20 protein-coding genes and 1 pseudogene are annotated in these 21,883 nt (G+C 59.3%); 7 read left to right on the top strand and 14 right to left on the bottom strand.

Annotation, left to right across the window (positions count from 1 at the left end; genetic code table 11):
* Positions 1-315 precede the first annotated feature (315 nt).
* Positions 316-576: an MBL fold metallo-hydrolase gene (locus CR103_RS05575; protein WP_229442816.1), complete on the top strand. Its 261-nt coding sequence runs from the start codon at positions 316-318 to the stop codon at positions 574-576.
* A gap of 74 nt (positions 577-650) precedes the next feature.
* Here the strand turns inward: CR103_RS05575 and CR103_RS05570 are convergent, their stop codons facing one another.
* Genes CR103_RS05570 through CR103_RS05560 form a run of 3 tightly spaced genes read right to left on the bottom strand, consistent with a single transcriptional unit; the run spans position 651 to position 2,154 of the window.
* Positions 651-1,331: an FMN-binding negative transcriptional regulator gene (locus tag CR103_RS05570; protein ID WP_307719678.1), complete on the bottom strand. Its 681-nt coding sequence runs from the start codon at positions 1,329-1,331 to the stop codon at positions 651-653.
* Positions 1,274-1,741, bottom strand: coding sequence for an OsmC family protein (locus CR103_RS05565; RefSeq protein WP_180279288.1), 468 nt, complete (start codon positions 1,739-1,741; stop codon positions 1,274-1,276). Before CR103_RS05565 ends, CR103_RS05570 begins: the two co-directional genes overlap by 58 nt.
* Positions 1,742-1,755: 14 nt before the next feature.
* Entirely contained in the window at positions 1,756-2,154 is a 399-nt protein-coding gene (locus tag CR103_RS05560) for a GNAT family N-acetyltransferase (RefSeq protein WP_099915012.1), read from the bottom strand.
* Between the two features lie 126 nt (positions 2,155-2,280).
* Between CR103_RS05560 and pdxR the strand changes: the two genes are divergently transcribed.
* On the top strand, positions 2,281-3,750 hold the full coding sequence (gene pdxR / locus CR103_RS05555; RefSeq protein ID WP_099915011.1) for a MocR-like pyridoxine biosynthesis transcription factor PdxR: 1,470 nt from the start codon (positions 2,281-2,283) through the stop codon (positions 3,748-3,750).
* Here pdxR and CR103_RS23245 read toward each other — a convergent pair.
* The 9 genes and pseudogenes from CR103_RS23245 to CR103_RS22495 all read right to left on the bottom strand — a co-directional run bounded on the left by CR103_RS23245 (position 3,715) and on the right by CR103_RS22495 (position 10,809).
* A complete protein-coding gene (locus CR103_RS23245) occupies positions 3,715-4,275 on the bottom strand; it encodes a type 2 periplasmic-binding domain-containing protein (RefSeq protein ID WP_229442817.1) in 561 nt (186 codons plus the stop codon). The two genes, pdxR and CR103_RS23245, sit on opposite strands and share 36 nt — an antisense overlap.
* 52 nt (positions 4,276-4,327) lie before the next feature.
* Positions 4,328-4,480, bottom strand: a pseudogene (locus CR103_RS23240) (LysR family transcriptional regulator); the annotation flags it as partial.
* On the bottom strand, positions 4,468-4,734 hold the full coding sequence (locus CR103_RS23235) for a LysR family transcriptional regulator (RefSeq protein WP_229442815.1): 267 nt from the start codon (positions 4,732-4,734) through the stop codon (positions 4,468-4,470). The gene CR103_RS23235 and the pseudogene CR103_RS23240, both read right to left, overlap by 13 nt.
* Positions 4,735-5,134: 400 nt before the next feature.
* The gene (locus CR103_RS05545; RefSeq protein WP_099915010.1) at positions 5,135-5,836 is read right to left on the bottom strand and encodes a GntR family transcriptional regulator; all 702 of its coding nucleotides are present in this window, start codon (positions 5,834-5,836) and stop codon (positions 5,135-5,137) included.
* Positions 5,837-5,885: 49 nt separating this feature from the next.
* Positions 5,886-6,935 (bottom strand): phosphotransferase family protein, encoded by a 1,050-nt coding sequence (locus CR103_RS05540; protein ID WP_099915009.1) that lies wholly within the window; start codon positions 6,933-6,935, stop codon positions 5,886-5,888.
* Entirely contained in the window at positions 6,932-7,708 is a 777-nt protein-coding gene (locus CR103_RS05535) for an SDR family NAD(P)-dependent oxidoreductase (RefSeq protein WP_099915008.1), read from the bottom strand. The genes CR103_RS05540 and CR103_RS05535 overlap by 4 nt, the downstream gene beginning before the upstream one ends.
* The gene (locus tag CR103_RS05530) at positions 7,695-8,885 is read right to left on the bottom strand and encodes an acyl-CoA dehydrogenase family protein (RefSeq protein ID WP_099915007.1); all 1,191 of its coding nucleotides are present in this window, start codon (positions 8,883-8,885) and stop codon (positions 7,695-7,697) included. Before CR103_RS05530 ends, CR103_RS05535 begins: the two co-directional genes overlap by 14 nt.
* Positions 8,886-8,887: 2 nt before the next feature.
* Entirely contained in the window at positions 8,888-10,633 is a 1,746-nt protein-coding gene (locus CR103_RS05525; RefSeq protein WP_099915006.1) for a 2-hydroxyacyl-CoA lyase, read from the bottom strand.
* Between the two features lie 32 nt (positions 10,634-10,665).
* On the bottom strand, positions 10,666-10,809 hold the full coding sequence (locus tag CR103_RS22495) for a hypothetical protein (protein ID WP_180279287.1): 144 nt from the start codon (positions 10,807-10,809) through the stop codon (positions 10,666-10,668).
* Positions 10,810-11,103: 294 nt separating this feature from the next.
* Between CR103_RS22495 and CR103_RS05520 the strand changes: the two genes are divergently transcribed.
* Both CR103_RS05520 and CR103_RS05515 read left to right on the top strand, forming a co-directional pair.
* On the top strand, positions 11,104-12,669 hold the full coding sequence (locus CR103_RS05520) for a class I adenylate-forming enzyme family protein (RefSeq protein WP_099915005.1): 1,566 nt from the start codon (positions 11,104-11,106) through the stop codon (positions 12,667-12,669).
* A 21-nt stretch (positions 12,670-12,690) separates the two neighbouring features.
* Positions 12,691-14,688, top strand: coding sequence for a sigma 54-interacting transcriptional regulator (locus tag CR103_RS05515; RefSeq protein ID WP_099915004.1), 1,998 nt, complete (start codon positions 12,691-12,693; stop codon positions 14,686-14,688).
* A 110-nt stretch (positions 14,689-14,798) separates the two neighbouring features.
* Here the strand turns inward: CR103_RS05515 and CR103_RS05510 are convergent, their stop codons facing one another.
* Positions 14,799-15,668, bottom strand: coding sequence for a transporter (locus tag CR103_RS05510; RefSeq protein ID WP_143752529.1), 870 nt, complete (start codon positions 15,666-15,668; stop codon positions 14,799-14,801).
* Positions 15,669-16,087: 419 nt separating this feature from the next.
* Between CR103_RS05510 and CR103_RS05505 the strand changes: the two genes are divergently transcribed.
* The 3 genes from CR103_RS05505 to aldA all read left to right on the top strand — a co-directional run bounded on the left by CR103_RS05505 (position 16,088) and on the right by aldA (position 20,105).
* Positions 16,088-16,708: a QcrA and Rieske domain-containing protein gene (locus CR103_RS05505; RefSeq protein ID WP_218968444.1), complete on the top strand. Its 621-nt coding sequence runs from the start codon at positions 16,088-16,090 to the stop codon at positions 16,706-16,708.
* Between the two features lie 99 nt (positions 16,709-16,807).
* Positions 16,808-18,556 (top strand): methanol/ethanol family PQQ-dependent dehydrogenase, encoded by a 1,749-nt coding sequence (locus tag CR103_RS05500; protein ID WP_099915024.1) that lies wholly within the window; start codon positions 16,808-16,810, stop codon positions 18,554-18,556.
* Between the two features lie 103 nt (positions 18,557-18,659).
* Positions 18,660-20,105: an aldehyde dehydrogenase gene (gene aldA, locus CR103_RS05495; protein ID WP_099915001.1), complete on the top strand. Its 1,446-nt coding sequence runs from the start codon at positions 18,660-18,662 to the stop codon at positions 20,103-20,105.
* 148 nt (positions 20,106-20,253) lie between these two features.
* Here aldA and ahpF read toward each other — a convergent pair whose 3' ends face one another.
* The gene (gene ahpF, locus CR103_RS05490; RefSeq protein ID WP_099915000.1) at positions 20,254-21,849 is read right to left on the bottom strand and encodes an alkyl hydroperoxide reductase subunit F; all 1,596 of its coding nucleotides are present in this window, start codon (positions 21,847-21,849) and stop codon (positions 20,254-20,256) included.
* Positions 21,850-21,883 lie beyond the last annotated feature (34 nt).

Below are 21,883 nucleotides of genomic sequence, written 5' to 3'. Positions count from 1 at the left end.
CCTTGTCGGTATCGGACAGTTGAGTCAAATCGGGACGGGGCGGCTTCGGTGGCATGGCGGGATGATGCGGCAAACCAGCATTGTTTACAACTGCTAATTGCGGGGTTTAGTGCGGCTGAATAGTTACAATCCAACTAGGTTACGCGCATTAGAATGATGTTTAAGAGCGGCGAAGAAAGAAACGCATGATTGTTGAACGGATCTGGACTGGCAATGCCTACCGCAATTTTAATTACCTGATTTGCCTGCCCGGAAACCCGTGGAGCCCTCGCGATTGATCCGCTGGATCACGAAAAATGCCTGACGCTGGCAAGCGTGCGTGGCCGGCAAATTACGCAGCTGCTGAACAGCCATGAGCACAGCGACCATACCGGTGGCAACGCGGCCGTGGTCGCTGCTGCCACCGGCGCCAAGGTCATTGCGCATTACAAGAGCGGCATCGCATCAGCGGTGTCGACTTTAGTGCAGGCGGGCGATGTGATCAAGGAGGGCAAGACGGTCGAGGGGGCGCCGCCGACCATCAGGATCGCCAGATGCCGCGCAGCCAAACATTGCGAGGCTGGTCAAATGGCTTGATATCCGCGTCCAGTTGAGTGCGTAGTAAGGTCGCAAGTCACATCTTCAACAAGCCTACACTGATGACGGGATGCTTATTGGCCGGTCATCAGCGCCGCCATCGCTGCATTGCCATCCCCAGACAAGCCTGCTGCGATGCTGCTCTGGTCGGGTCCCGAGCGGTTCTGGCTGATCTTCCATTTTCCTTCAAGATGTGCAATCGGTATTTCAATGCCGACAATGGCCGTCATTATTTGCTCGATGAAAGCGGATGGCGCATCGCTCACTTGCCATGGTGCGCTACGAACCGCTTCGTGCCGATTGGTCAGACGTTCGAGCAGGGCCAGTAATTGCTGGGCGTCGTCGATGATGCGCAGCGGGCCGTGGGCGTGCACCACCGCATAATTGAAAGTCGGTACGACTTTGCCGCTGATGGATTTTTCTTCATACCAAGCCGGGCTGATATAGGCTTGCGGGCCCTTAAATACCGCCAGCACGTCGCCTGCCTGTGCATGGCGCCATAATGGATTGGCGCGCGCGACGTGGCCGCGCAAGACGCCAAAGGGCGCAGCGACGCTTGGTGCGGTCAACTCGAACGGGATGTGATCGGCGCACAGACTGCCGCCGTCCAGCGTAATCAACGTGGCGAGTGGGTGGCTGTGGATCAATTGATGCAGCACCTCCAGGCGCGTTTCGTTAAAGTGTTTTGGCGTATACATCAAGGGGCAATCGCTTCGACGCGCACATCGGTCTTCAGTGAGTTGGCGATGTAACACTGCTCATGAGCTGCATGATGCAGTGCTGCCAGCTGTTGTGTATCGGGCCGCATGGTGCCTGAAAAAATGACGTCTGGACGCAGGGTAATGATTGTTAGCGCCATTTTATGCTCGGCATTTTTGCCGAGCTGGCCCAGTGCATGATCGCTGTAATGGTCAACGCTGAAGCCATTTTTTGCCGTCAGCGATAAAAAAAATAGCATGTGGCAGCTTGATACGGCCGCCACCAATGCCTCTTCTGGATCGACATTAGCCGGGTTCGACATTGGCAGCGGCACCGACAATGGCGACGATGACGCCGGTACGCGCAAGCCGCCGTCAAACTGCCACTCATGGGCGCGGTCATACCGCTGATCCAAGAATTCCTGGCTGTTTCTTTCCCATACTATTTTGGCTTCGAATTGCATCAATGTTCCTGTCATGTTCAAGGTTTGCGGCTGATCCAGCCATTTTCTACCGAGATAAAGCCGATTTTCGGGTAATACGCCATCGCCGTCGGCGCCGCCAGCAGCAACAGCATGGCTGTGCTGCCGATCGCGCTGCGAGTTTCTTGCACCAATTGGGCACCGATGCCGAGCTTCTGGTAAGTGCGGTCCACCGCCAGATCGGCCAGGTAGCAAGCCGCGCAAAAATCGGTCAGGGAACGCGCCACGCCGACCAGGAAATCGCCATCCCACGCCGTCACTAGCAAGTCGGCCGTATCCGCCATTTGCTGCATGCGCGGTTGATCTGCGGTCGGGCGGTTGATGCCGGAGCGAGCAAATACAGACGCGAGCTCGGCGCCGGTCATGGCGTAGCCGCGCTCGAAGCGAAACTTTTGCATGGATGCCGCCTTTGTTGAAAGAGATTATGTGAAAAGTTGAGAGGTTAGTTTCATCATAAGAAAAATTTTGGCTTTTTGAAATAGCCATTAAATGGTATTTTAAAAATACCAATTTCAGGAGCTTCAATGCACGTCAACCGAATCCTTGCCGCGTTGCCGCTCGAGCGCAGCGCGAAAACACCATTGTTCCGCCAGTTGTACGAAGGCATCAAAGGCGCGATTTTGAACGGCACCATCAACCCTGGCATGCAATTGCCGCCGACCCGCACCTTTTGCCGGCTGCTGGCCATCTCACGCCAGACCGTCTTGAACGCTTATGCGCAACTGACGGCCGAAGGGTATTTGTGCGGCGCCATTGGCAAAGGCACTTTCGTCACCCTGCAACTGCCGCAAAGACCGCGTGCATGCGCGGCGCTCGGCTTGCTGCGGCCGTTATCGGCGCGCGGCGCAGGCTTTGTGGCGGCGTTGGGCCAAACTCGCTATCACCAGGGCAAAAACTGCGCCTTCCGGGTCGGCATGCCGGGCCTTGAACAATTTCCATTTGCCGTATGGAGCCGTCTGGAAGCGCGCCGCTTGCGCCATCCCGACCATCATCTCGGCTATAGCGACCCGGCTGGCTATTTGCCCTTGCGTGAACTGTTGTGCATTTACCTGAAAACGTCGCGCGGCGTTCAGTGCACGCCAGAACAAATTATTATGACTTCCGGTTCGCAGCAGGCGCTGTTCCTGCTGTCGAATTTGCTGCTCGGGCCGGGCGACGCGGCTTGGATCGAATCGCCCGGCTATCGCGGCGCCAGTGGTCCTTTGTACGCGGCCGGCGCGCACGTGTGTGCAGTGCCGGTCGATGAGCAAGGCTTGAATGTGGCGTACGGGGCGGCGCACTGTCCGCAGGCGAAGCTGGTGTATGTGACGCCATCGCATCAACTGCCGCTTGGCGTGACGATGAGTTTGCAGCGCCGCCTGGAATTGCTGGACTGGGCGGCACGCAACAAAGCTTGGGTGATTGAAGACGATTACGACAGCGAATACCGCTACACAGGGCCGCCGCTGGCGTCGTTACAAAGCCTGGACCGCGCCGCTTGCGTAGTCTACGTCGGCACCTTGTCGAAAGTGCTGTTTCCTGGTCTGCGTCTAGGTTATCTGGTGGCACCGCCGGCGCTGGTTGACGCGCTCGTGTGTGCCAAGTCTGTAATCGATCGCCATACGGCTATCGTGCCGCAAATGGCGCTGGCCGACTTCATCGCCGAAGGCCATTTCGGGCGCCATATCAAGCGCACGCGCGAAGCCAACTCCGAGCGCCGCGCGGCCCTGTTGGCTGGTATCGCGCACGAGCTTGGCGATGTGCTCAAATGTGGCCCAGCCGATGGCGGACTCGATCTGTGCGTCTACTTTCGCCGTCAGCAAAACGAAGCTGAGGTGGCCAGTGCCGGCGCTGCGCGTGGTATCGAATTGCGGCCCTTGTCTTTTTACGCCGATCCCGGCGCCAGCGCCGTGTGCGCAGTAGCGCCCGGCCTGGTGCTGGGGTTTGCAGCCATCCCTGTGCCCGAGATCAAGCATGGCCTAGCCGTGCTCGGCGCCATTTTGCGCGGCCGCTAAGCTCGACTTTTCGGTTTTAGTCAGTAGCTCGAACATGGTGCGGGGGAGAGTTTCGCCCATCGCCCGCGCGCCCCTACGAACGATGAATGGTCCAGCGGGCCTGTCCCGGGCACGACTATATCGACACAGACCTGAAATCTGCGTTTTCACGCGAGTGGTCGCCGGGCATGACCCGGCAGTGTCAGCGGCGACAACGCGACAGAACGTGCATTTATCCAATTTCCGCTTCGGCATTGCGCCGTCCACGACGGATAACACCAGGCGCTCGACGGCGGTTGCGGCGCTATTGAGTGGAATATTTTTCGATGCACACAAGGCGATGAGGTCGCCGGTGCCGGCTTCCGGCATCATCGGCGCAAGAGCCTGTATCGTTACCCCATGGTCTGCCATCAGCGCGGATTTCAATATTCCCACCGAGTTGATCTCGATGACGTTTTGCAGTGCAAGGCCTGCAACACGTGCGATTTGTTCGACGCGCGGACGAACGCCGTGCTTCCAGTGCGATGCTAAAGCCGCATGGCGCAAATCTTGAATTGGCGGCAGTGATGAGCATCATTTTCTCCTCGACCATTACTGTCGTCTTGAATCTCCCAAGATTGTCATCATCGAATAAAATGGCAAGATTGAGGAGACTCGAGAAAAGTTGTTCGGTCAGTGTGCCTGATAATTTTTCGGTAAGTTGAATCGTTATTTCCGGATGGCGCTCGCGGGCAGCCTTTAATAATGGCAATGCCAGAATGCCAGAATGCCGGAAATACTTTGCGGTATACCAAGTGCGACAAAGCCCGAAGGGTGGTTTGCCAGTTGGGTCATGCCGGCTTTACAGTCGCTTACTTGCTTCGTGATAGCTTGGGCGTGTTCATAAAATTTTCGCCCCGCATCGGTCGGAACAACTCCTCTCGACGACCTGTGCAACAGTAAAACGCCTAATTCATCCTCCAGTAAATGTATTGGCTGTGTCAGCGCTGGTTGGACGATATGCAATGCAGTTGCAGCGCGGGACAGTGAGCCGTGATCGGCAATCGCGATGAAATAGCGAAGCTAGCGGAGTTCCATAGGAGCATTCGTGGTGCAACATTAGTCCTGACTTTAGCTTGGCGGTGCGGAGGCCCGCAACCGCGACAGCGCCCCCCCGCAAGTACCATGATTTTCCGGCCCGGTTGCATGGTGTTTGAATCGATCATTCAAATAGCGCCGGGACTGAAGCCACCGGATAAAGCGGAATTGGTTCCATGGACGCGTAGCCGCGATAACGGCTGTCATTGCTTTGGGCCTCGTGATACTGTAGGTAGTGTACCAATCGTCTCAGGAAAAATACGAATACGAATTGAGGGCGGCCCGATAAGGAAGTCTTATGTCGAGCCGGTCCGCTTGGCCGTTTTCGCTATGCTACGTTGTTGGCTGTGGCCACAGCGTGCGCGGTGCTATCGGCGGCGCTACGCATGCGCTGGATCATGAATTTTGCCGCCGTGGTGATATGTTCGCGCGCCAGACGTTCGGCGTCCGCGGCATCACCTTTGATGATTGCGTCAAGAATGAGCTCATGCTGATTCCAGATATTGCGTGGCGTTTCGTCGCGCATCAGGACCTCGCCCATCACGCGCTGTGTCTGGATCCAATGTGCATCCATTTCAAGCTGGATCAGTGGATTACCCGACAGGCTATATATCAGCTCATGAAATTTCATGTCCGCGGCGATCATGTTGGCGACAGACCCGCTCTTGACGGCGCTGAATCCATTCTTGATGAGCTTGGGTCCTTGTTTTGCGGCTAACGCCGAATTTTCTTTGGCGGCAAGTGCGCATGCCAATCCTTCCACGACGGCGCGAATATCGTACAGGTTCTTTACGTAATCAAGATCTATTGGCGCGACAATCAACCCGCGGCCAGGCGCGCTCTGTAGCACACCTTGATTGCGCAGCAGGAGCAGGGCTTGCTGTACCGGTTGGCGCGATACCCCCAGTTTCTGGGCAATTTGTTCCTGGATAATGCGCGAGCCGGGTGAAAATTTGCCTTCCGAAATCTCGGTAATAATCGCCTGGTAGACGCGATCGACCACCGTCGGAGTTGCTGATAATTCTTTCATAAACCAATATCCTTGTTAAAGCCCGGTTTACAGATGCTCGCCGCGGTATTTACAGCATTTGCTCAACCTGCCTCCAACCCGCCTGCGCCATTGGAATGGCCAGGCGGCCGGTTTTTTCAGCTTCCGGGCTGGAAGCATTGCCGTTTTTAGCGCGCCACCAAATGCCCTGGAGTATAGCTGCCATGCGGAACATATTAAACACAATGTAGTAATTCCAGTGTGGAATGTCTTCGCGTTCCGTTTGCCGGCAATACTTCCTGACGTATTCATCTTCGCACGGGATTCCCAGCGTCGCCAGATCGTGGCCGTGCAGGCCTCTGAACTCTTCCGGAGTGACGCGCCACGACATGCAATGGTACGCGAAGTCGATCAAAGGGTTGCCTAACGTGGACAACTCCCAATCCAGAACGGCCAGGATGCGTGGCTCGGTAGGATGGAAGATCATGTTGTCGATGCGAAAATCGCCATGCACGATCGACGTTTCCCCAGTTACCGGCAGGTTTTGCGGCAACCATGCGATCAGATGCTCCATGGCGGGGATCTTTTCAGTCTCGCTTTCGCGATATTGCCGGGTCCATCTGTTGAGTTGTCGCTCCAAAAAATTGGCAGGCTTGCCAAAGTCCTCAAGCCCATATGCGGCAAAGTCGAGTTTGTGAAGTGTGCAGATCACCCGATTTAACTCGTCATAGATCGCCGAGCGCTGTGCTGCCGGCACCGCAGGCAGCGACGGATCCACGAAAGTGCGGCCCTGCACGAACGCCATGACGTAAAAAGGGGAGCCAATAATCGAGGGGTCTTCGCAAAGCGCGTGCACTTGTGGCACGGGCACGCTGCTATCGCGCAGCGCGGAAAGGATCCGGTACTCGCGCTCGATTGCGTGGGCAGAATTGAGAAGTTTGCCGGGAGGCTTCTTGCGCAGGACATAGCTCTCGCCGCCGGCATCGACCAGGTAAGTCGGATTCGACTGGCCGCCAGTAAGCGCTTTTAGCACAGGCAACCCGGAAAATTGTCCGACATGGGTGCGCAGATAGTGCGCCAGCGCGCTGTGCTGCTGCGCTGAAAATGGCGGCTGCGGCTCGCCGCTGTTGCTGGTGGTCATAGCGTGCTCACCAAATGACCGCCATCGACGTTCAGGATCGTGCCGGACATATAGCTGCCGGCCTGCGACGCCAATAGCAGCAACGGGCCATCGAGGTGCTCGGCTGCGCCGAAGCGCCGTTGTGGAATGCGCTTCCTGAGGCGTTCGCCCACCTCGGAGTGCAGGAAGTCATGGTTGAGTTCGGTGCTGATATAGCCTGGCGACAGCGCATTGACCCGGATACCGGCAGCGGCCCATTCCAGCGCCATGGCTTTGGTCAGATGAATCAGTCCGGCTTTCGACGCACAGTAGGGCGCCACGCCGCCTGCCGGCCTGGCGCCTGTAATCGAGGCGATATTGATGATCGATCCTTGCTGGCCGGCGGCCGTCAAGCGCCGTGCCGCCTCCGTTGATACCATCCACGCTCCCTTCAGGTTAGTGTCGATGACTGTGTCCCAATCGTGTTCGGATTGCTCCAGTGCCGGACGAAAGATAGCGACCCCGGCGTTGTTGACGACGATGTCGGGCGTGCCGAATGATTTGTCGAGTTCCGCAAACGCGGCGCGCACCGAGGACGCATCGGTGACATCCATGTGTACCGACACCGCCTGTTGCCCGAAGGCTTCAAGTTCGGCGCATGTTGCTTTCAGGCGGTCGGTGCGACGCGCGGCGATCGCCACGCGCGCGCCGGCTCTGGCCAGGGTTATCGCAAAGTGGCGGCCCAGCCCACTGGAGGCGCCTGTCACCAGCGCCGTGCGGCCGTCCAATCGGAACAGCGAATCAATCGGGTGCATGATGCTTCTCCGGCGAGGGGGGGCTTTTCAACAGGTGTTTTGCCAGGCTCCAGCGATGCACTTCAGAGGGGCCGTCATAAATCCGGAACGCGCGGATGTCGGTAAAGATGCGCGCAACGAGGGACTCGCCGGTCACCCCGCGTCCCCCGAGGATCTGCACGCAGCGGTCGACGACCCGCCAGACGGCTTCCGAAACGATGACTTTCGCACGACTCGATTCGCGCAGCGCAAGATCGCCCTGGTCCAGCACCCAGGCGCAGTGCATGATGACCAGGCGCGCCGAATGCATGTCCATGTCATTGTCCGCCAGGCCAAAGCCAACCCCCTCGTGCTCGCCGATCGGGCGGCCGAAGGCATGGCGATGGCGGGCGTAGTCGACAGCGATGTCGTGCGCCCGGCGAACCGCGCCCAGCCATCGCATGCAATGGGTCAGGCGGGCTGGCGACAGGCGAATCTGGGCAAAGCTGAAGCCGCTCCCTTCGGCGCCCAGGATGTCGGCTGCCGCAACGCGCAAGTGATCGAACCGGATCACGCCGTGCCCGCCGGGAAAGCAGGTGTCCAGGCTGTCCATGGTGCGCTCGATGACGATGCCCTTGGCCGACATATCGGCCAGGAACATCGTCGCGCCGGAACCGGGAACCACCGCCATGATGATGGCCAGGGTCGCCCCGTTCGCCCCCGTAATAAACCACTTGCTGCCGTTGATGACATAGTCGTCGCCGTCGCGCACTGCGGTTGTGGCCAGCATGCGCGGGTCGGACCCCGCGCCCGGAGCCGGCTCGGTCATGCAAAAGCACGAGCGTATTTCGCCGAGCGCCAGTGGGCGCAGCCATCGCTCTTTCTGGGCCGGTGTCGCGACCGCTTCGAGCAGGTGCATATTGCCCTCATCGGGCGCAAAAATATTCAGCGCGATCGGCCCGAGGGGAGAATAGCCGGCTTCTTCGAACACGACCGCGCGGGCATGATGCGACAAACCCATGCCGCCGTAGTGCGGCGATACGTGGGGCGACAACAGGCCTGCGGCCCGCGCGCGTTCGATCAACACGCGCCGCAGGCCCTCCTCGGGCCCATGCGGTCCCTGGCGGCAATCCGACTCGAGCGGGATCACCTCTTCGCGGATGAAGGTGCGCACACGCTGTTGCAGCGCAAGCAGCGGTTCTGAAATCGAGAAGTCCATGATTATTCCAGGTTCCTGTTGTCGGTGCCGGCATCGCGCCATGCGCGTTCAGCGTCGTCCCACGCTGCGAGCGCTTGTAAATCGGGAACCCACGCAAGGCCTGAACGCGCATCCGACGAAATCGCCGTGGGCGTGACCACCACGTCGAGCAAGGCGGGCCGGTTGGCCAACGCGCGCGCGATGGCTGCCGGCAGGGCGTCGGCGTCGGTGACGCGCTCGGCATGCATGCCGAAACTTCGCGCCATCCCGGCATAATCGGAGAACTGCAGGCGGGTCCCGACGACGTGGCCATGGGTTTCGGCCTGGTCACGCACTTCGATGGCCCATGCGCCGTTGTTGGCGACGACAATCAATAGCGGTGCCTTGTGGCGCACCGCGGTATCGATTTCCATGGCGTTGAAGCCGAACGCGCCATCGCCTGTGGCTACCACGACGGTGCGCTCCGGAAGCGCGAGGCTGGCAGCGATGCCGAAAGGGGTGCCGATGCCGATGCAACCAAGCGAGCCGGGGTCGAGGTAGGTGGTAGCGGGCAAGCCAACCCGCGCAAAGCTGAGGAAGTCGCCGCCGTCGGCCACTACCACGGCGTCGGCCGGCAGCGCTGCGCGCAGGGCGGCTAACAGGCGGTTAGGATGCATTTTGCCATCCTCGCCAGGCGGCGCCTGGCGCATGGTGTTGACCAGCTTCTCCGAACGGGCAACGTGCGCGCTTCTGACTGTGCTGGCCCAGGCCATGTCGGTTGAGGGCGCGCGCTCGCCGGCGGCTGCCAGGATCGCTTCCAGCGCCAGCGTTGATGAGGCAAAAATCTCCACTGCCCCGCGCCGATTGTCGCGCAGTTCCGCCGCGCAATCGGCGATGCGCAGGAACTTCGCCTGCTTGAAAACAGCCGGCGAGCCATAGCCCAGCTGGAAGTCCAGCCGTCGTCCCACCGTCACCACCAGGTCGGCTTCGCCCATGACCGAGCCGCGCATTGCGGCGACGACCGAAGGGTGGCTGTCGGCAACGATGCCCCGGCTTTCGCCGGTATCGAGGTAAAGGGCATTGAGGCGCTCAAGCAGTTGCGTCAAAGGCGCCGAGCTGCCGCGGGCGCCCCTGCCCGAGATGAACAAGGGACGCCGTGCGGACCAGAGCAATTCCACCGCTTCCTGAACCGACGCCGGATCGGGCAGCAAGCGGCGTTTCGATTTGGGTTTGAAGTGTTCCGGCATCTGCAGCGCCAGCGGCACCTCGGCGCGCAGCGTATCGACCGGGAAGTCGAGATACACGGGCCCAGGCTCGCCGCCATCGCCGAAGGCGCGCGAGACGGCTTCATCGAGCTCTTGCAATACCAGCGCCGGCTGGCGCACGGTGCGGGCATAGCGGGTAATCGAGCGAACCAGGTCAGTGTGCGAGATGTCCTGCAAGGCGCCGCGGTTTTCTTGCTGGCGCGGCGCCACGCCGGACAGGACCAGCACCGAGGCGCGTGCCACATGGGCATTCGCGATGCCGGTCATGGCATTGGTCACACCAGGCCCGGCCGTAACGAGGGCCACGCCGAGCTGTCCGGTCAGTTCGGCATGCGCATGCGCCATGTACACCGCGGCCCGCTCGTCGCGCACATCGACAATCCGAATGCCTTCGGCGTCGAGCCGCATCCAGATCGGCATGATGTGGCCGCCGCACAGGGCGAAGACCCGATCGACGCCGCGTGATCGCAGGAAGCGGGCAATGACCGCAGCGGACGAGTTATCGGAAATCGGTGAATGTCCCATAAATTCTTTCCTGTCAGATAATGGCTTGCCGGTCAAAACAAGCCGATTGAAATCGATGGCGCGGCGGCGACGGCAATGAACCTGGTCGCCAGTGCGATGAGATAGGCAATCCGATCGCCCGGCATGCTGCCCGGGGCAGCCGAGGTAACAATTTTTCCAGGGTTGAGGCCGACCAATTTTCCTCCCCATTATTTCGGTAAGCTTTGTTGGATGCCTAGTTTTGGAATGTCCATCGAGAATTATTGTATTCCGAATTCGGAATTCCATCGACCTCAATTTTGCTGGTGCAAAGTCTAGGTTGTCAAGAAAAAAATTGTTTTTTTAGTTCTTAAAAAAACAATGCGCGTCCACGATTTACTGTATTCTGAATTCAATCGCTTTGCGGCTGCAGCAGGTCCGCGCCAGGCGTTTTTTCAAGGGCAACATGGCCCGACAGGGGCCGACGAATTCGCCCTACACTGGGAGACACGATGGACCACTTCTTGACCCTCGCCGATGTAATTGCAACCCATGCGCGGCTCACTCCGCAGAAGATCGGGGTACTGGATTCCACCCGGTCGCTGACATTTTTGCAGTGGGAAAAACGCGCGTGCTGCCTGGCCAACGGGCTGCTCGCTTTGGGCTTGAAGAAAGGCGATCGGGTTGCGCTGCTGGCCTACAACTGCATCGAATGGATGGAATTGTACGTTGGCCTGGCGAAGGCAGGCCTGGTTGCGGTGCCGATCAATTTCCGCCTGTCGCCCGACGAGATTGCGTACATCGCGCGCGATAGCGGCGCCTCCGCAGTGATCGTCCAGGCCGCGCTGTGCGACCGGGTCGATGCGGTGCGTCCTGCACTGTCGATCCGGCCGGATCGTTATGTCCATATCGGGTCGTCGGCGCCGCAGGGCTACCAGGATTACGAAGCCCTGATCAGCGCCGCCAGTCACGCCGCTGTACCGGTGGCTGTCGACGGCGCCGACCTGTTTGCCCTGATGTATACTTCGGGCACCACCGGCCGGCCAAAAGGTGCCATCCGTAATCACGCCGGGAATGCGCAGATTGCCGTCGCCACCGCGCTGGAAATGCAATTTAGCCGCAATGACCGCGGCTTGCTGGTCATGCCCATGTGCCATGCGAACTCGCTCTATTTTTGCGTCACCTTCGCCTACCTTGGCGCCACCATCGTCATCGATGACCGTAGCAGCTTCGATCCCGAAGCCCTGGTCGCCGTTCTCGCGCACGAACGCATCACTTTCACCTCGCTGGTGCCGACCCACTACGTCATGATGTTGGCGCTTGGCGACGCGGTGAAAGGCAAGTACGACGTCAGCGCCGTCGACAAGCTGATGATTTCGTCTGCGCCGGCGCGCAAGGAACTCAAGCTGGCGATCATGGATTACTTCAGCAACTGCAAGCTCCATGAGTTGTATGGATCGACCGAACTGGGCTGGGTCACGCTGTTGCGTCCGGAAGAACAGATCGACAAGCTCGGCTCGGTCGGCAGGGAGTGGGCATTTTCAGGGGCCATCAAACTGCTCGGGCTGGATGGCCAGGAAGTGCCGGAAGGCGAGGTCGGCGAACTGTATTCGCGTACGCCCTATGTCTTCGATGGCTACTGGAATAACCCGGAAAAGACAGCGCAAGCGTTTGCCGGGAAATGGTGCTCGGTCGGCGATATGGCACGCCGCGACAGCGACGGTTACATCTATCTGGTGGACCGCAAGAGCAACATGATTATCAGCGGCGGCGAAAATATCTACCCCACCGAAGTCGAGTACGCGCTCGCTTGCCATCCAAAGATCAAGGACGTCGCGGTGATCGGCATGCCGGACGACAAATGGGGCGAGGTCGTGAAAGCGATCGTGATCGTGCACCCGGGCCAGCAGGTGGCCGAGGTCGAGCTGCTGGAGTGGTGCAAGGAGCGCCTGGCCGGTTACAAACGGCCGCGCTCCGTTACGTTTGTCACCGAGGCGGCGATGCCGCGCACGGCAACCGGGAAGATCCAGCACCGGCTGTTGCGCGAGCGTCTGGTGGCGGACGCGGGCGGCAGTTGAGTCATCGCCGCGCAACGTTCGATGGTCCGGGCCAGTGTCCTGGCGACAGAAGGAAAGACCCTCATGCGACATACTCTGGCGCGAATCGCCGTTATCATCAGCCACCTCGATTTGCAAGTCTATCCGAGCCGGCTGGCACGTGAAGTGCAAAACATCGCGGCGTCATTTTGCGCCGTGGCCGAAATCCGCGTCGTCGATTTGCCCATTAGCGAGAGCCTCGCGTACGCCAGGAACGCCGAGCAGTCGGGCGAAATCGACGTCTTTGTGTGCGCTGGCGCGACGGGGGCTTTTTTGCAAAAGAACCTGACGACTCCGGTCGTGCTGATGAAAAACGGCACCAACGACCTGATGCATGCAATGTTCGAGGCAGTGCAGCATTCCACCGGCATTGCCTTGCTCAGCTATCGGCAGTCCAACCTGGAACTGGACTACACCGAGCGGCTGTGGAAAATTGCGTTCAAGCATTTTCAATATGACACGCTCGCCGAGGTCAGGGCGCGCGTGAGCAGCCTGCGCGAATGCGGTTGCGAAGTGATCATCGGCTCGTCAATGGTGACTGAAGTGGCCGCCGGTGCCGGCATGAAAGGCGTGTTGCTGTCGTCGGCCCGTTCGATCCGCCAGGCGTTCGAGGACGCCATGGCCCAGGTCCGCCTGCAGCGGCTCGAGTCTTCGCAGCGTCACCACATCAACGCCATCGTGCAGCACTTGGCCGATGGCGTTGCCGCGCTCGACGAGACGGGCAAGATACAGGCAGCCAATGAGGTCTTTGCGGGGTTTTTCAAGACGGCCTCGGCCAGCCTCATCGGGTCTCACATCAACGACGTTGCGCCCGAGCTGGAGCTGCACAAGTACCTGAAAACGGGAACGCCACCTGGCGGGTGCATGGTGTCGGCGCGACAGCGCACCTTGTTGGTCAACGCCTATCCGCTATCAAACGAACCGGAGCATGACGGCACCGTCATCATCTGCCAGGATACGAATGCGTTGCAACGGGCGGACCGCCAGATTCGCTCCGGTGCAAGGCGGCGCGATTTCCGGGCGACCCACTGCCTCACCGAAATTGCTGGCGAATCGAAAGCGATGCAGTACCTCGTCAAACTGGCCAGCGTCTACGCTCGTACCGATTCCACCATTTTGCTGCTGGGCGCGAGCGGCACCGGCAAGGAAATGTTCGCTCAAGGAATCCACAACGAAGGCGCGCGCGCGAATGCGCCTTTTGTCGCGGTCAATTGCGCTGCGCTGCCAGAAAGCTTGCTGGAGAGCGAACTTTTCGGATACGAAGACGGCGCTTTCAGCGGCTCGCGCCGAGGGGGCAAACCTGGCCTGTTCGAACTGGCGCACACCGGATCAATTTTTCTCGATGAAATTGGCGACATGCCGCTGGCGCTGCAGACCCGCTTGCTGCGGGTACTGCAAGAGCGGGAGGTCATGCGGCTCGGCGGCACCCACACCACCTGCGTCGATGTGCGGGTCATTGCCGCCACACACCACAATTTGCTGAAGCAGATCGCAAAAGGAATTTTCCGCGAGGATCTGTATTACCGGCTCAATATTTTGCAGCTTAACCTGCCGCCTTTGATCGAGCGCTTGGAGGACTTGCCTTACCTTTGCCACAAGATCATGGAAAGCATCGTCCGGCGTCTGAAGCTACGCGATTCGCCAAAAGAAATGATCGCGATGCTGCTGCCGTACTTCTACAAGTACCACTGGCCTGGCAATGTCCGGGAACTGGAAAACATGCTCGAGCGCGCGGTGATCTATTTCGCCAACATGAACGACCCGCTGTTCCGCGAGCAAGAAGGCAATTTCATCGACCTGGTCTTCGGGCACGGCGCCATGGCAGCCGATGAGGAGGAATCCACCGAGCAGCGGCGAACGGTCCTCAGCGCGCATACGCGGCGGGAACTGACACAGGCGGTCGATATCTGTGCAGGCAATTTCTCTGCCGCGGCAAAGTTGCTGGGAATTAGCCGCTCGACCTTGTACCGGCGCCTGAAATCCGAGAGCAGCAACACATGATCGGACCGCCAGGCAGTCCGCCAGTTGCCAAATAATGCGGACGCTGAAAATTCCATGCTTTCCGGTGCGCGCGACACGCGACGGAAAGCATGGGTGTTTGATCGTCGCTGTTACCAGGCGTAGACAAAGCGGGCGTTGATGGAATTGGTCTGCGCGCGGTTTTCACCACGGAAACCGCGGCCATAATGCATGGCGAAGGTGTAACCGGCCGGGAAGGTTAACACCAGGCCGAGGTTGCCCACCGCTTCATAGCTTGTCGGCTGACCGTTTTTTGCTTCTTGGCGCTCGTAGTCGACGCCGATATACGGCAACAGCAGCGCAGTTACCGAATAGCCAACCCGATGGTGGGTGGACCAGGTCTTCGCTGCTGTCGTGCGGGTGCCGGTGCTCTTGCCAGGCCAGTCCCAGACGATGTCGGCGGTATAGTTGAGGTTGTCACTCTTGACAGTGCCAAACACCGACTGGATGATCCTCCAGCGATCGCCGCCGCCGACGGTATTGCTGCCGACCGGCACCTGGAACAGGAAATCGGTGCCGATGGTGCTGTCCTTGGTCGGCTTGTACCAAACGAAGCCGCCGGCGACCGGGTCTGCCAGGCCGCTCGACGTGGTGCGCGCGGTCTTGTCCTGCACACTGAGCAGCGGTGCAATTACTTCCCAGCCAATGCCAACGTCCGGATTGCTTTCAAGGTTCCATGCATGGACATACTTGGTGAGGCCGACGTTGACATCGACGTTGGCTGCGCCGATCTTGTTGCCGACCCCGTTCCACTGTTTGTGCTCGCGGTCGATGTAGCCATATTGGACGACGACGTTGATTGGCTTGCTGAGATTGCCCGGTAACTGGTACTCGAACGGCCCGATAAAACCCCGGCTCGTTTCCGCATAGGCTGCCGGTGAGAAAAAGCAAGCCAGTAGCAAAGCTGCGCTCGTCAGACGATGCGCGGGTGGCTTCGGTGTTTCTCCATATTGTTTGCTCATTTTCGATCTCCTGTTATAAATATTTGCGTGACGGTCATGGCCACTCCGACAGCCATCCCGTGTTATCAACTATGCACAATGTATGCCTGAGAAAAGCCGGCCGTTTTGCGGCCCGGGCGGCGACGGACAAATGATGCGCAGCGCTGCGGTTGCGCCCCTCTGCGCTTGCACGGGCACGGGGAGACTGCCATGGCGCGCAGCATAAAGATGCGCTGACAGGTCTTTGCCGGGCCGCGCCGGAATGCCGGGCGCACTGTCGCAGGCTGTTGCGTCGCGCGGACACTGCCACAGTCGCGCGGGACAGTCGCGCTGACCAGGCGCCGGCGGACAACGGGCATGCGGCGCTATCCGGGCGCTTTGCCATGCATTGGCATACATCATGCTATTGACCCTCTTAAACGAACAAAGAGGAGAGCACAGTGAGCACAACTGTTGACAAGCACAATCAACCCCGCACCGGCGAGAAGACGCTGGAGCGTCCGATTCGACGCAATCTCATGCGCGCGGCAGGAACTTTGGCAATCACCTGCTTCGCAGGGGGCTGCATACCGATCGCGCGTGCTGATGACAAGGACACGCGGCCGCGGCCAGGCAATCGCCTGGTACGGGCCGACGCGGAGGGCGCCGTTACACCGCTGCGGGTGGCCGATATTGCGCTCAACGGCAAGCCACTGCTCGCGTACCCCTATACCCCGGCAAGCAAGGTGGTACAGGATGGTTCGCGCCTGAACAAGATCGCGCTGATTCGGCTCGATCCCGCTTCCCTGAGCGGAGAAATGGCAAAGCGGGCGGTGGACGGGGTGCTGGCGTTTTCCGCCATTTGCACGCACCAGGGGTGCGACGTCACGGAATTTCTGGCGAAAGAAAATGCGCTGATGTGCTTCTGCCATTTTTCAAAATTCGACGTCATGAATGCGGGATCGGTCACTGCAGGACCGGCCCCGAGAAATCTTCCGTACCTTCCGCTTGCCGCGGAAGGCGGTGAGCTGGTGGTTGCACAAGAGTTCAGCGCCACACCAGGTGTCAAAAAGGCTGGCTAACGGCCAGGAACGGAGCGGCAACGACCTGATGGGAATCGCCGCCAACAATGCGCACAGTCGAGTGATCGACTGCTGCCACATAACAAGATGGAGATGAAAATGTTGAAAAAGAACAGACTGACAGGCATGCTGACGCTGGCGGCTTTTTTGCCGATATCCGTGATGGCCGCAGCGCCGCCGGTGGGAACCGAGCTCAAACCCTACACACTGGTGACGGATCAGCGGCTATCGCGTCCGGAGCCACAAAACTGGCTAATGTACCGGGCCAACTACGAGTCGTGGGGGTACAGCCCTTTGAAGAAAATCACGACGGACAACGTCAAAAATCTGAAGTTGGCGTGGAGCTACGCAACCGGCATGACGGATGGCCACCAGGCCCCGCCAATCGTCAACAACGGCTACATGTACGTGACGACGCCGAACAACCAGGTGATCGCCTTCGAGGCCAAATCAGGCAAAGAGATCTGGCGCTACAAGAAACAAATTCCCGAAGAACTGCAGCAGCTGCATCCGACCAATCGCGGCGTTGCGCTGTACGGCGACAAAGTGTATATCGCCACGACCGATGCCTTCGTCGTCGCGCTCGACGCCGTGACGGGCAAAGAGATGTGGAAAACGGCGTCGGCAGACTGGAAAGCCGGTTACTACGCCACGCTGGCACCGCTGGCGGCGGAAGGGAAAATCGTGATTGGCGTCTCGGGCGGCGAGTACGGTATTCGCGGCTTTGTTGCGGCCTATGACGCTGAAACCGGTAAGGAAGTGTGGAAGCGCTACACCATTCCCGCACCGGGGGAACCGGGCGCCGAGACTTGGCCGAAAGACGACACCTGGAAGACCGGCGGTGGTTCGGTTTGGGTGACCGGCAGCTATGACTCCAACACCAAAGTGTCTTACTGGGGAATTGGCAATGCTGCCCCATGGATGCCGGACACCCGCCCAGGCGACAATCTGTTTTCGTCATCGGTGATGGGAATCGATGTCAATACCGGCGAACTGAAAGGGCACCATCAATACCACCATAGCGACGGATGGGACTGGGACGAGGTGTCCGCACCGCTGCTGATCGACATCGACCGCAATGGGAAGAAAGTGAAATCCCTGGTGCATGCCGGGCGTAATGGCTACCTGTGGTTGCTTGAGCGCGACAAGAACAAGATTGGCTTCGTTGATGCGTGGCCCTTCGTGTTGCAAAACGTTTTTGCCAGCGTCGACAAGAAGACGGGCCGACCGACATATGTGCCGGCGCGGATCCCGGCAACCGGCAAGACGGTCAACTTCTGCCCATCCCTGTGGGGTGGCAAGGATTGGCCGCCTGAAGCGTACAACCCGAATACCGGGCTGTTGTATATCCCGGCAAATAACAATTTATGTGCAGAAATTACTGGCGTCGCGGCCGGCAAATACAAGCCCGGTTCGCTGTACATCGGCGTCGGGCTGGACAACATCCTGACGCACGTGCGTCTTGACGAGGCGGCAAAAAAAGGCATCGGTGAAGTACAGGCATGGGACTTGAAGACCGGCAAGAAGGTCTGGACTCACGTCTTTCCGCAAATGAACTGGGGCCCGCTGCTGACAACCGCAGGCAATCTGGTATTTGGCGGCGGCACCAATGATCGCAAGTTCAGGGCCTTCGACGCGCGCGACGGCAAGCTGCTGTGGGAACAGGCCATGAGCTCTGGCGTGACCGGCGTTCCGACCAGCTTTGAAGTCGATGGCGAGCAGTTTATCGCAGTACAGTCTGGCTGGGGTATTGACGCACAGCGCATGCAAGGGGCCTTCGATACCATCATGCCGCACAAAACCCTTGTGCCACAAGGCGGCGTTGTTAACGTGTTCCGGCTCGAATAGCACTATTGCGCGCAGGTTTTCCTGAAAAATTTCAGCACGGCGGGCATGCCGCTACCGCGTCAGCTGGCGGCATGCTTTAACTAACAATGAATGGAGCAAAGCAATGTCGAATAACTACCAAAACTATATCGGTGGCCGCTTTATCGAGCACAGCAGCGGCGACCAGATCGAAGTGTTCAATCCCGCCACTCAGGCATTTGTCGGCGCCGTACCCGAAAGCACCTCTGAAGCGGTGAACGCCGCGGTTGCGGCGGCGCGCCAGGCGCAGCGCGGGTGGGCGAAACTGCCCGCCGTTCAGCGCGCCGTTCACCTGCGGGCAATTGCTGCGAAGATCCGCCAGCATGTTGACCGCCTGGCCGAGATTATCACCCGCGAACAGGGCAAGACGCTCGATCTTGCTAAGGTGGAAGTGGCGTTTACTGCCGACTACATCGACTACATGGCCGAATGGGGGCGCCGTATCGAAGGGGAGGTGATCACCAGCGACCGCGCCGGTGAAACCATCTTCATGCTACGCAAGCCACTTGGCGTCGTCGCTGGTATCCTGCCGTGGAATTTCCCATTTTTCCTGATTGCGCGAAAAATGGCGCCGGCTCTGATTACGGGCAACACCATCGTCATCAAGCCGAGCGAGGAGACCCCGATCAATGCGTTCGAATTTGCCAAGCTGGTGCATGAGACCGACCTGCCGAAAGGCGTGTTCAACCTGGTGAGCGGGCGCGGCGCTTCGGTGGGCGCGGATCTCACTGCGCATACAGATGTCAACATGGTCAGCTTTACCGGTAGCGTTGACGTTGGCATGCGCATTATGAGCAGTGCCTCGAAGAACCTGACCCGGGTTAATCTGGAGCTGGGCGGCAAAGCGCCGGTCATCGTGCTCGACGACGCCGACCTGGACCTGGCTGCCAAGGCAATCTGGGATTCGCGCGTCACCAACACGGGCCAGCTGTGCAACTGCGCCGAGCGCATCTATGTAGCGCGTTCCGTTGCGGACGAGTTGACCTTGAAAATTGCGACGTTCATGAAAAGTACCAAGTTTGGCGATCCGCTCAAACAGTCGGGCTTGCATATGGGCCCGCTGATCAACAAACAAGGTCTGCAAAAGGTGGATGCGCTGGTGCAGCGTGCACTTGCCCAAGGCGCCGAACTGGTCACCGGTGGCCGCATCGCGGATCTGGACGAAGGATTTCACTATGAGCCTACCGTGCTGATCAACTGTTCAAACAACATGGAGATCATGCACAAGGAAGTATTCGGGCCGGTCATTCCAATTCAGAAAGTCAGCAGTCTTGAAGAAGCAATCGGGCTGGCCAATGACAGTGAATACGGCCTGACGTCATCGGTATTTACCCGCAATTTAAACCACGCAATGCAGGCATGCCACGCGCTCGATTTTGGTGAGACGTATGTGAACCGGGAGCACTTCGAAGCGATGCAAGGCTTTCATGCAGGGCGGCGAAAATCCGGTATCGGGGGGGCTGATGGCAAACACGGGCTGTATGAGCATTTGGAGACCCATGTGGTCTACATGAATCACGGCCAGCTTTAAAGGCGCGGTGGTCTGGCCCGGCAAGCTGGTTCAGATAGTTGACCTGGCACAGCCTGGTCCGGCTTGATGGCAATCTCGACAGTTCGAGCGCTACCGCTCGTAAAGCAAAAGGCCGACCCTGATGGCAGGGTCGGCCGCAGCGGTACGATCAGGCTGCAATAGCCTCTTCGATTGACTCGGCGGGCACGGCCAAGGGCTGGCGGATCAGATAATCGAACGCGCTCAGTGCAGCCTTCGAGCCTTCGCCCGCGGCGATGACGATCTGCTTGTACGGCACCGTCGTCACGTCGCCGGCCGCGAACACCCCAGGCACGCTGGTGTGGCACTTGGCATCGACGACGATTTCGCCGAATTTGCTCAGTTCCAGAGTCCCCTTCAAAAATTCGGTATTCGGGACCAGGCCGATCTGCACGAACACGCCTTCCAGCGCCACATGATGGATCGCGTTGCTTACCCGGTCTTTATAGCCGATGCCATTGACCTTTTGGCCGTCGCCCGTGATTTCCGTGGTCTGGGCGTTGACGTGAATGGTGACGTTGTGCAAGCTTTTCAGCTTGCTCACCAGTACCGCGTCGGCCTTGAGCGTGTCGGCAAATTCGATGACCGTTACATGCTGCACCAGGCCTGCCAGGTCGATGGCCGCTTCGATGCCGGAGTTGCCGCCGCCAATCACGGCCACGCGCTTACCCTTGAACAGGGGGCCGTCGCAGTGCGGGCAATACGCCACGCCCTTGTTCTTGTATTCGGCTTCGCCTGGCACGTTCACATTGCGCCAGCGTGCACCGGTCGAAACGATCACGCTGCGTGCATGCAGCACGCCGCCGTTTTCCATATGCACGGCAACCAGGCCGCCCGGCGTTGCAGCCGGCACGATGCGGTCGGCCCGCTGCAGGTTCATGATGTCGACGTCGTAGTGGCGCACCTGGGCCTCGAGCGCGAGGGCAAATTTCGGACCGTCCGTCTCCAGCACGGAGATGTAGTTTTCAATCGCCATGGTGTCGTTGGTCTGGCCGCCGAAGCGCTCCGCCGCGACGCCGACACGAATGCCTTTGCGCGCTGCGTACACGGCAGCGGCAGCGCCCGCCGGACCGCCGCCAACGATCAGCACGTCGAACGCCGCTTTTTCATTGAGCTTGGTGGCTTCGCGGTCGGCCGAATTGACGTCCAGCCTGGCGACGATTTCTTCCAGCGACATGTGGCCGGCAGTGAACAGGGTATCGTCCTTGAACACCATCGGCACCGCCATCACCTGGCGGGTGTCGACTTCGTCCTGATACATGCCACCGTCGATAATCACCGCATCGATGTTCGGGTTGTAGATTGCCATCAGGGCGGCGGCCTGCACCACGTCGGGGCAGTTATGACAGGAGAGGGACATGTACACCTCGAAGTTGGCGCCGTCCAGCGACTTGATCTGGTCGAGTACGTCCGCTTCCACTTTCGGCGGGTGGCCGCCGGTCCACAGCAGGGCCAGCACCAGCGAAGTAAATTCGTGTCCCAAAGGAATGGCGGCAAAGCGCACGCCACGCGTTTGGCCTTGTTTGGCGATGACGAACGAGGGCGTACGACGGTCGGTGCCGGATTCGTCGACGCTGACTTTGTCGGACAAGCCTGCGATGTCGGCCAACAGCTCACGCAGCTCCACGCTCTTGGCGCTGTCGTCCAGCGTGGCAATGAGCGTGATCGGGGTGCGCAAGTTTTGTAGATAGGCCTGCAATTGCGTTTTTAAAGTGGCGTCGAGCATGTCGGTATCCGTAAAAAAAGTGCATTCGTTGAAC

It is taken from the genome of Massilia psychrophila, from assembly GCF_002760665.1.
GTDB lineage: Bacteria > Pseudomonadota > Gammaproteobacteria > Burkholderiales > Burkholderiaceae_D > JAFCUW01.
This window is presented reverse-complemented; position numbering and strand designations above follow the sequence as displayed.

Coding starts and splice junctions, on each gene's coding strand:
- CR103_RS05520 (WP_099915005.1), top strand. CDS start 11,104: ATGGACCACTTCTTGACCCTCGCCGATGTAATTGCAACCCATGCGCGG.
- CR103_RS05515 (WP_099915004.1), top strand. CDS start 12,691: ATGGTCCGGGCCAGTGTCCTGGCGACAGAAGGAAAGACCCTCATGCGA.
- CR103_RS05500 (WP_099915024.1), top strand. CDS start 16,808: ATGTTGAAAAAGAACAGACTGACAGGCATGCTGACGCTGGCGGCTTTT.
- pdxR (WP_099915011.1), top strand. CDS start 2,281: ATGCACGTCAACCGAATCCTTGCCGCGTTGCCGCTCGAGCGCAGCGCG.
- CR103_RS05535 (WP_099915008.1), bottom strand. CDS start 7,708: ATGCACCCGATTGATTCGCTGTTCCGATTGGACGGCCGCACGGCGCTG.
- aldA (WP_099915001.1), top strand. CDS start 18,660: ATGTCGAATAACTACCAAAACTATATCGGTGGCCGCTTTATCGAGCAC.
- CR103_RS05545 (WP_099915010.1), bottom strand. CDS start 5,836: ATGAAAGAATTATCAGCAACTCCGACGGTGGTCGATCGCGTCTACCAG.
- CR103_RS05525 (WP_099915006.1), bottom strand. CDS start 10,633: ATGGGACATTCACCGATTTCCGATAACTCGTCCGCTGCGGTCATTGCC.
- CR103_RS05560 (WP_099915012.1), bottom strand. CDS start 2,154: ATGCAAAAGTTTCGCTTCGAGCGCGGCTACGCCATGACCGGCGCCGAG.
- CR103_RS05530 (WP_099915007.1), bottom strand. CDS start 8,885: ATGGACTTCTCGATTTCAGAACCGCTGCTTGCGCTGCAACAGCGTGTG.
- ahpF (WP_099915000.1), bottom strand. CDS start 21,849: ATGCTCGACGCCACTTTAAAAACGCAATTGCAGGCCTATCTACAAAAC.
- CR103_RS05540 (WP_099915009.1), bottom strand. CDS start 6,935: ATGACCACCAGCAACAGCGGCGAGCCGCAGCCGCCATTTTCAGCGCAG.
- CR103_RS05510 (WP_143752529.1), bottom strand. CDS start 15,668: ATGAGCAAACAATATGGAGAAACACCGAAGCCACCCGCGCATCGTCTG.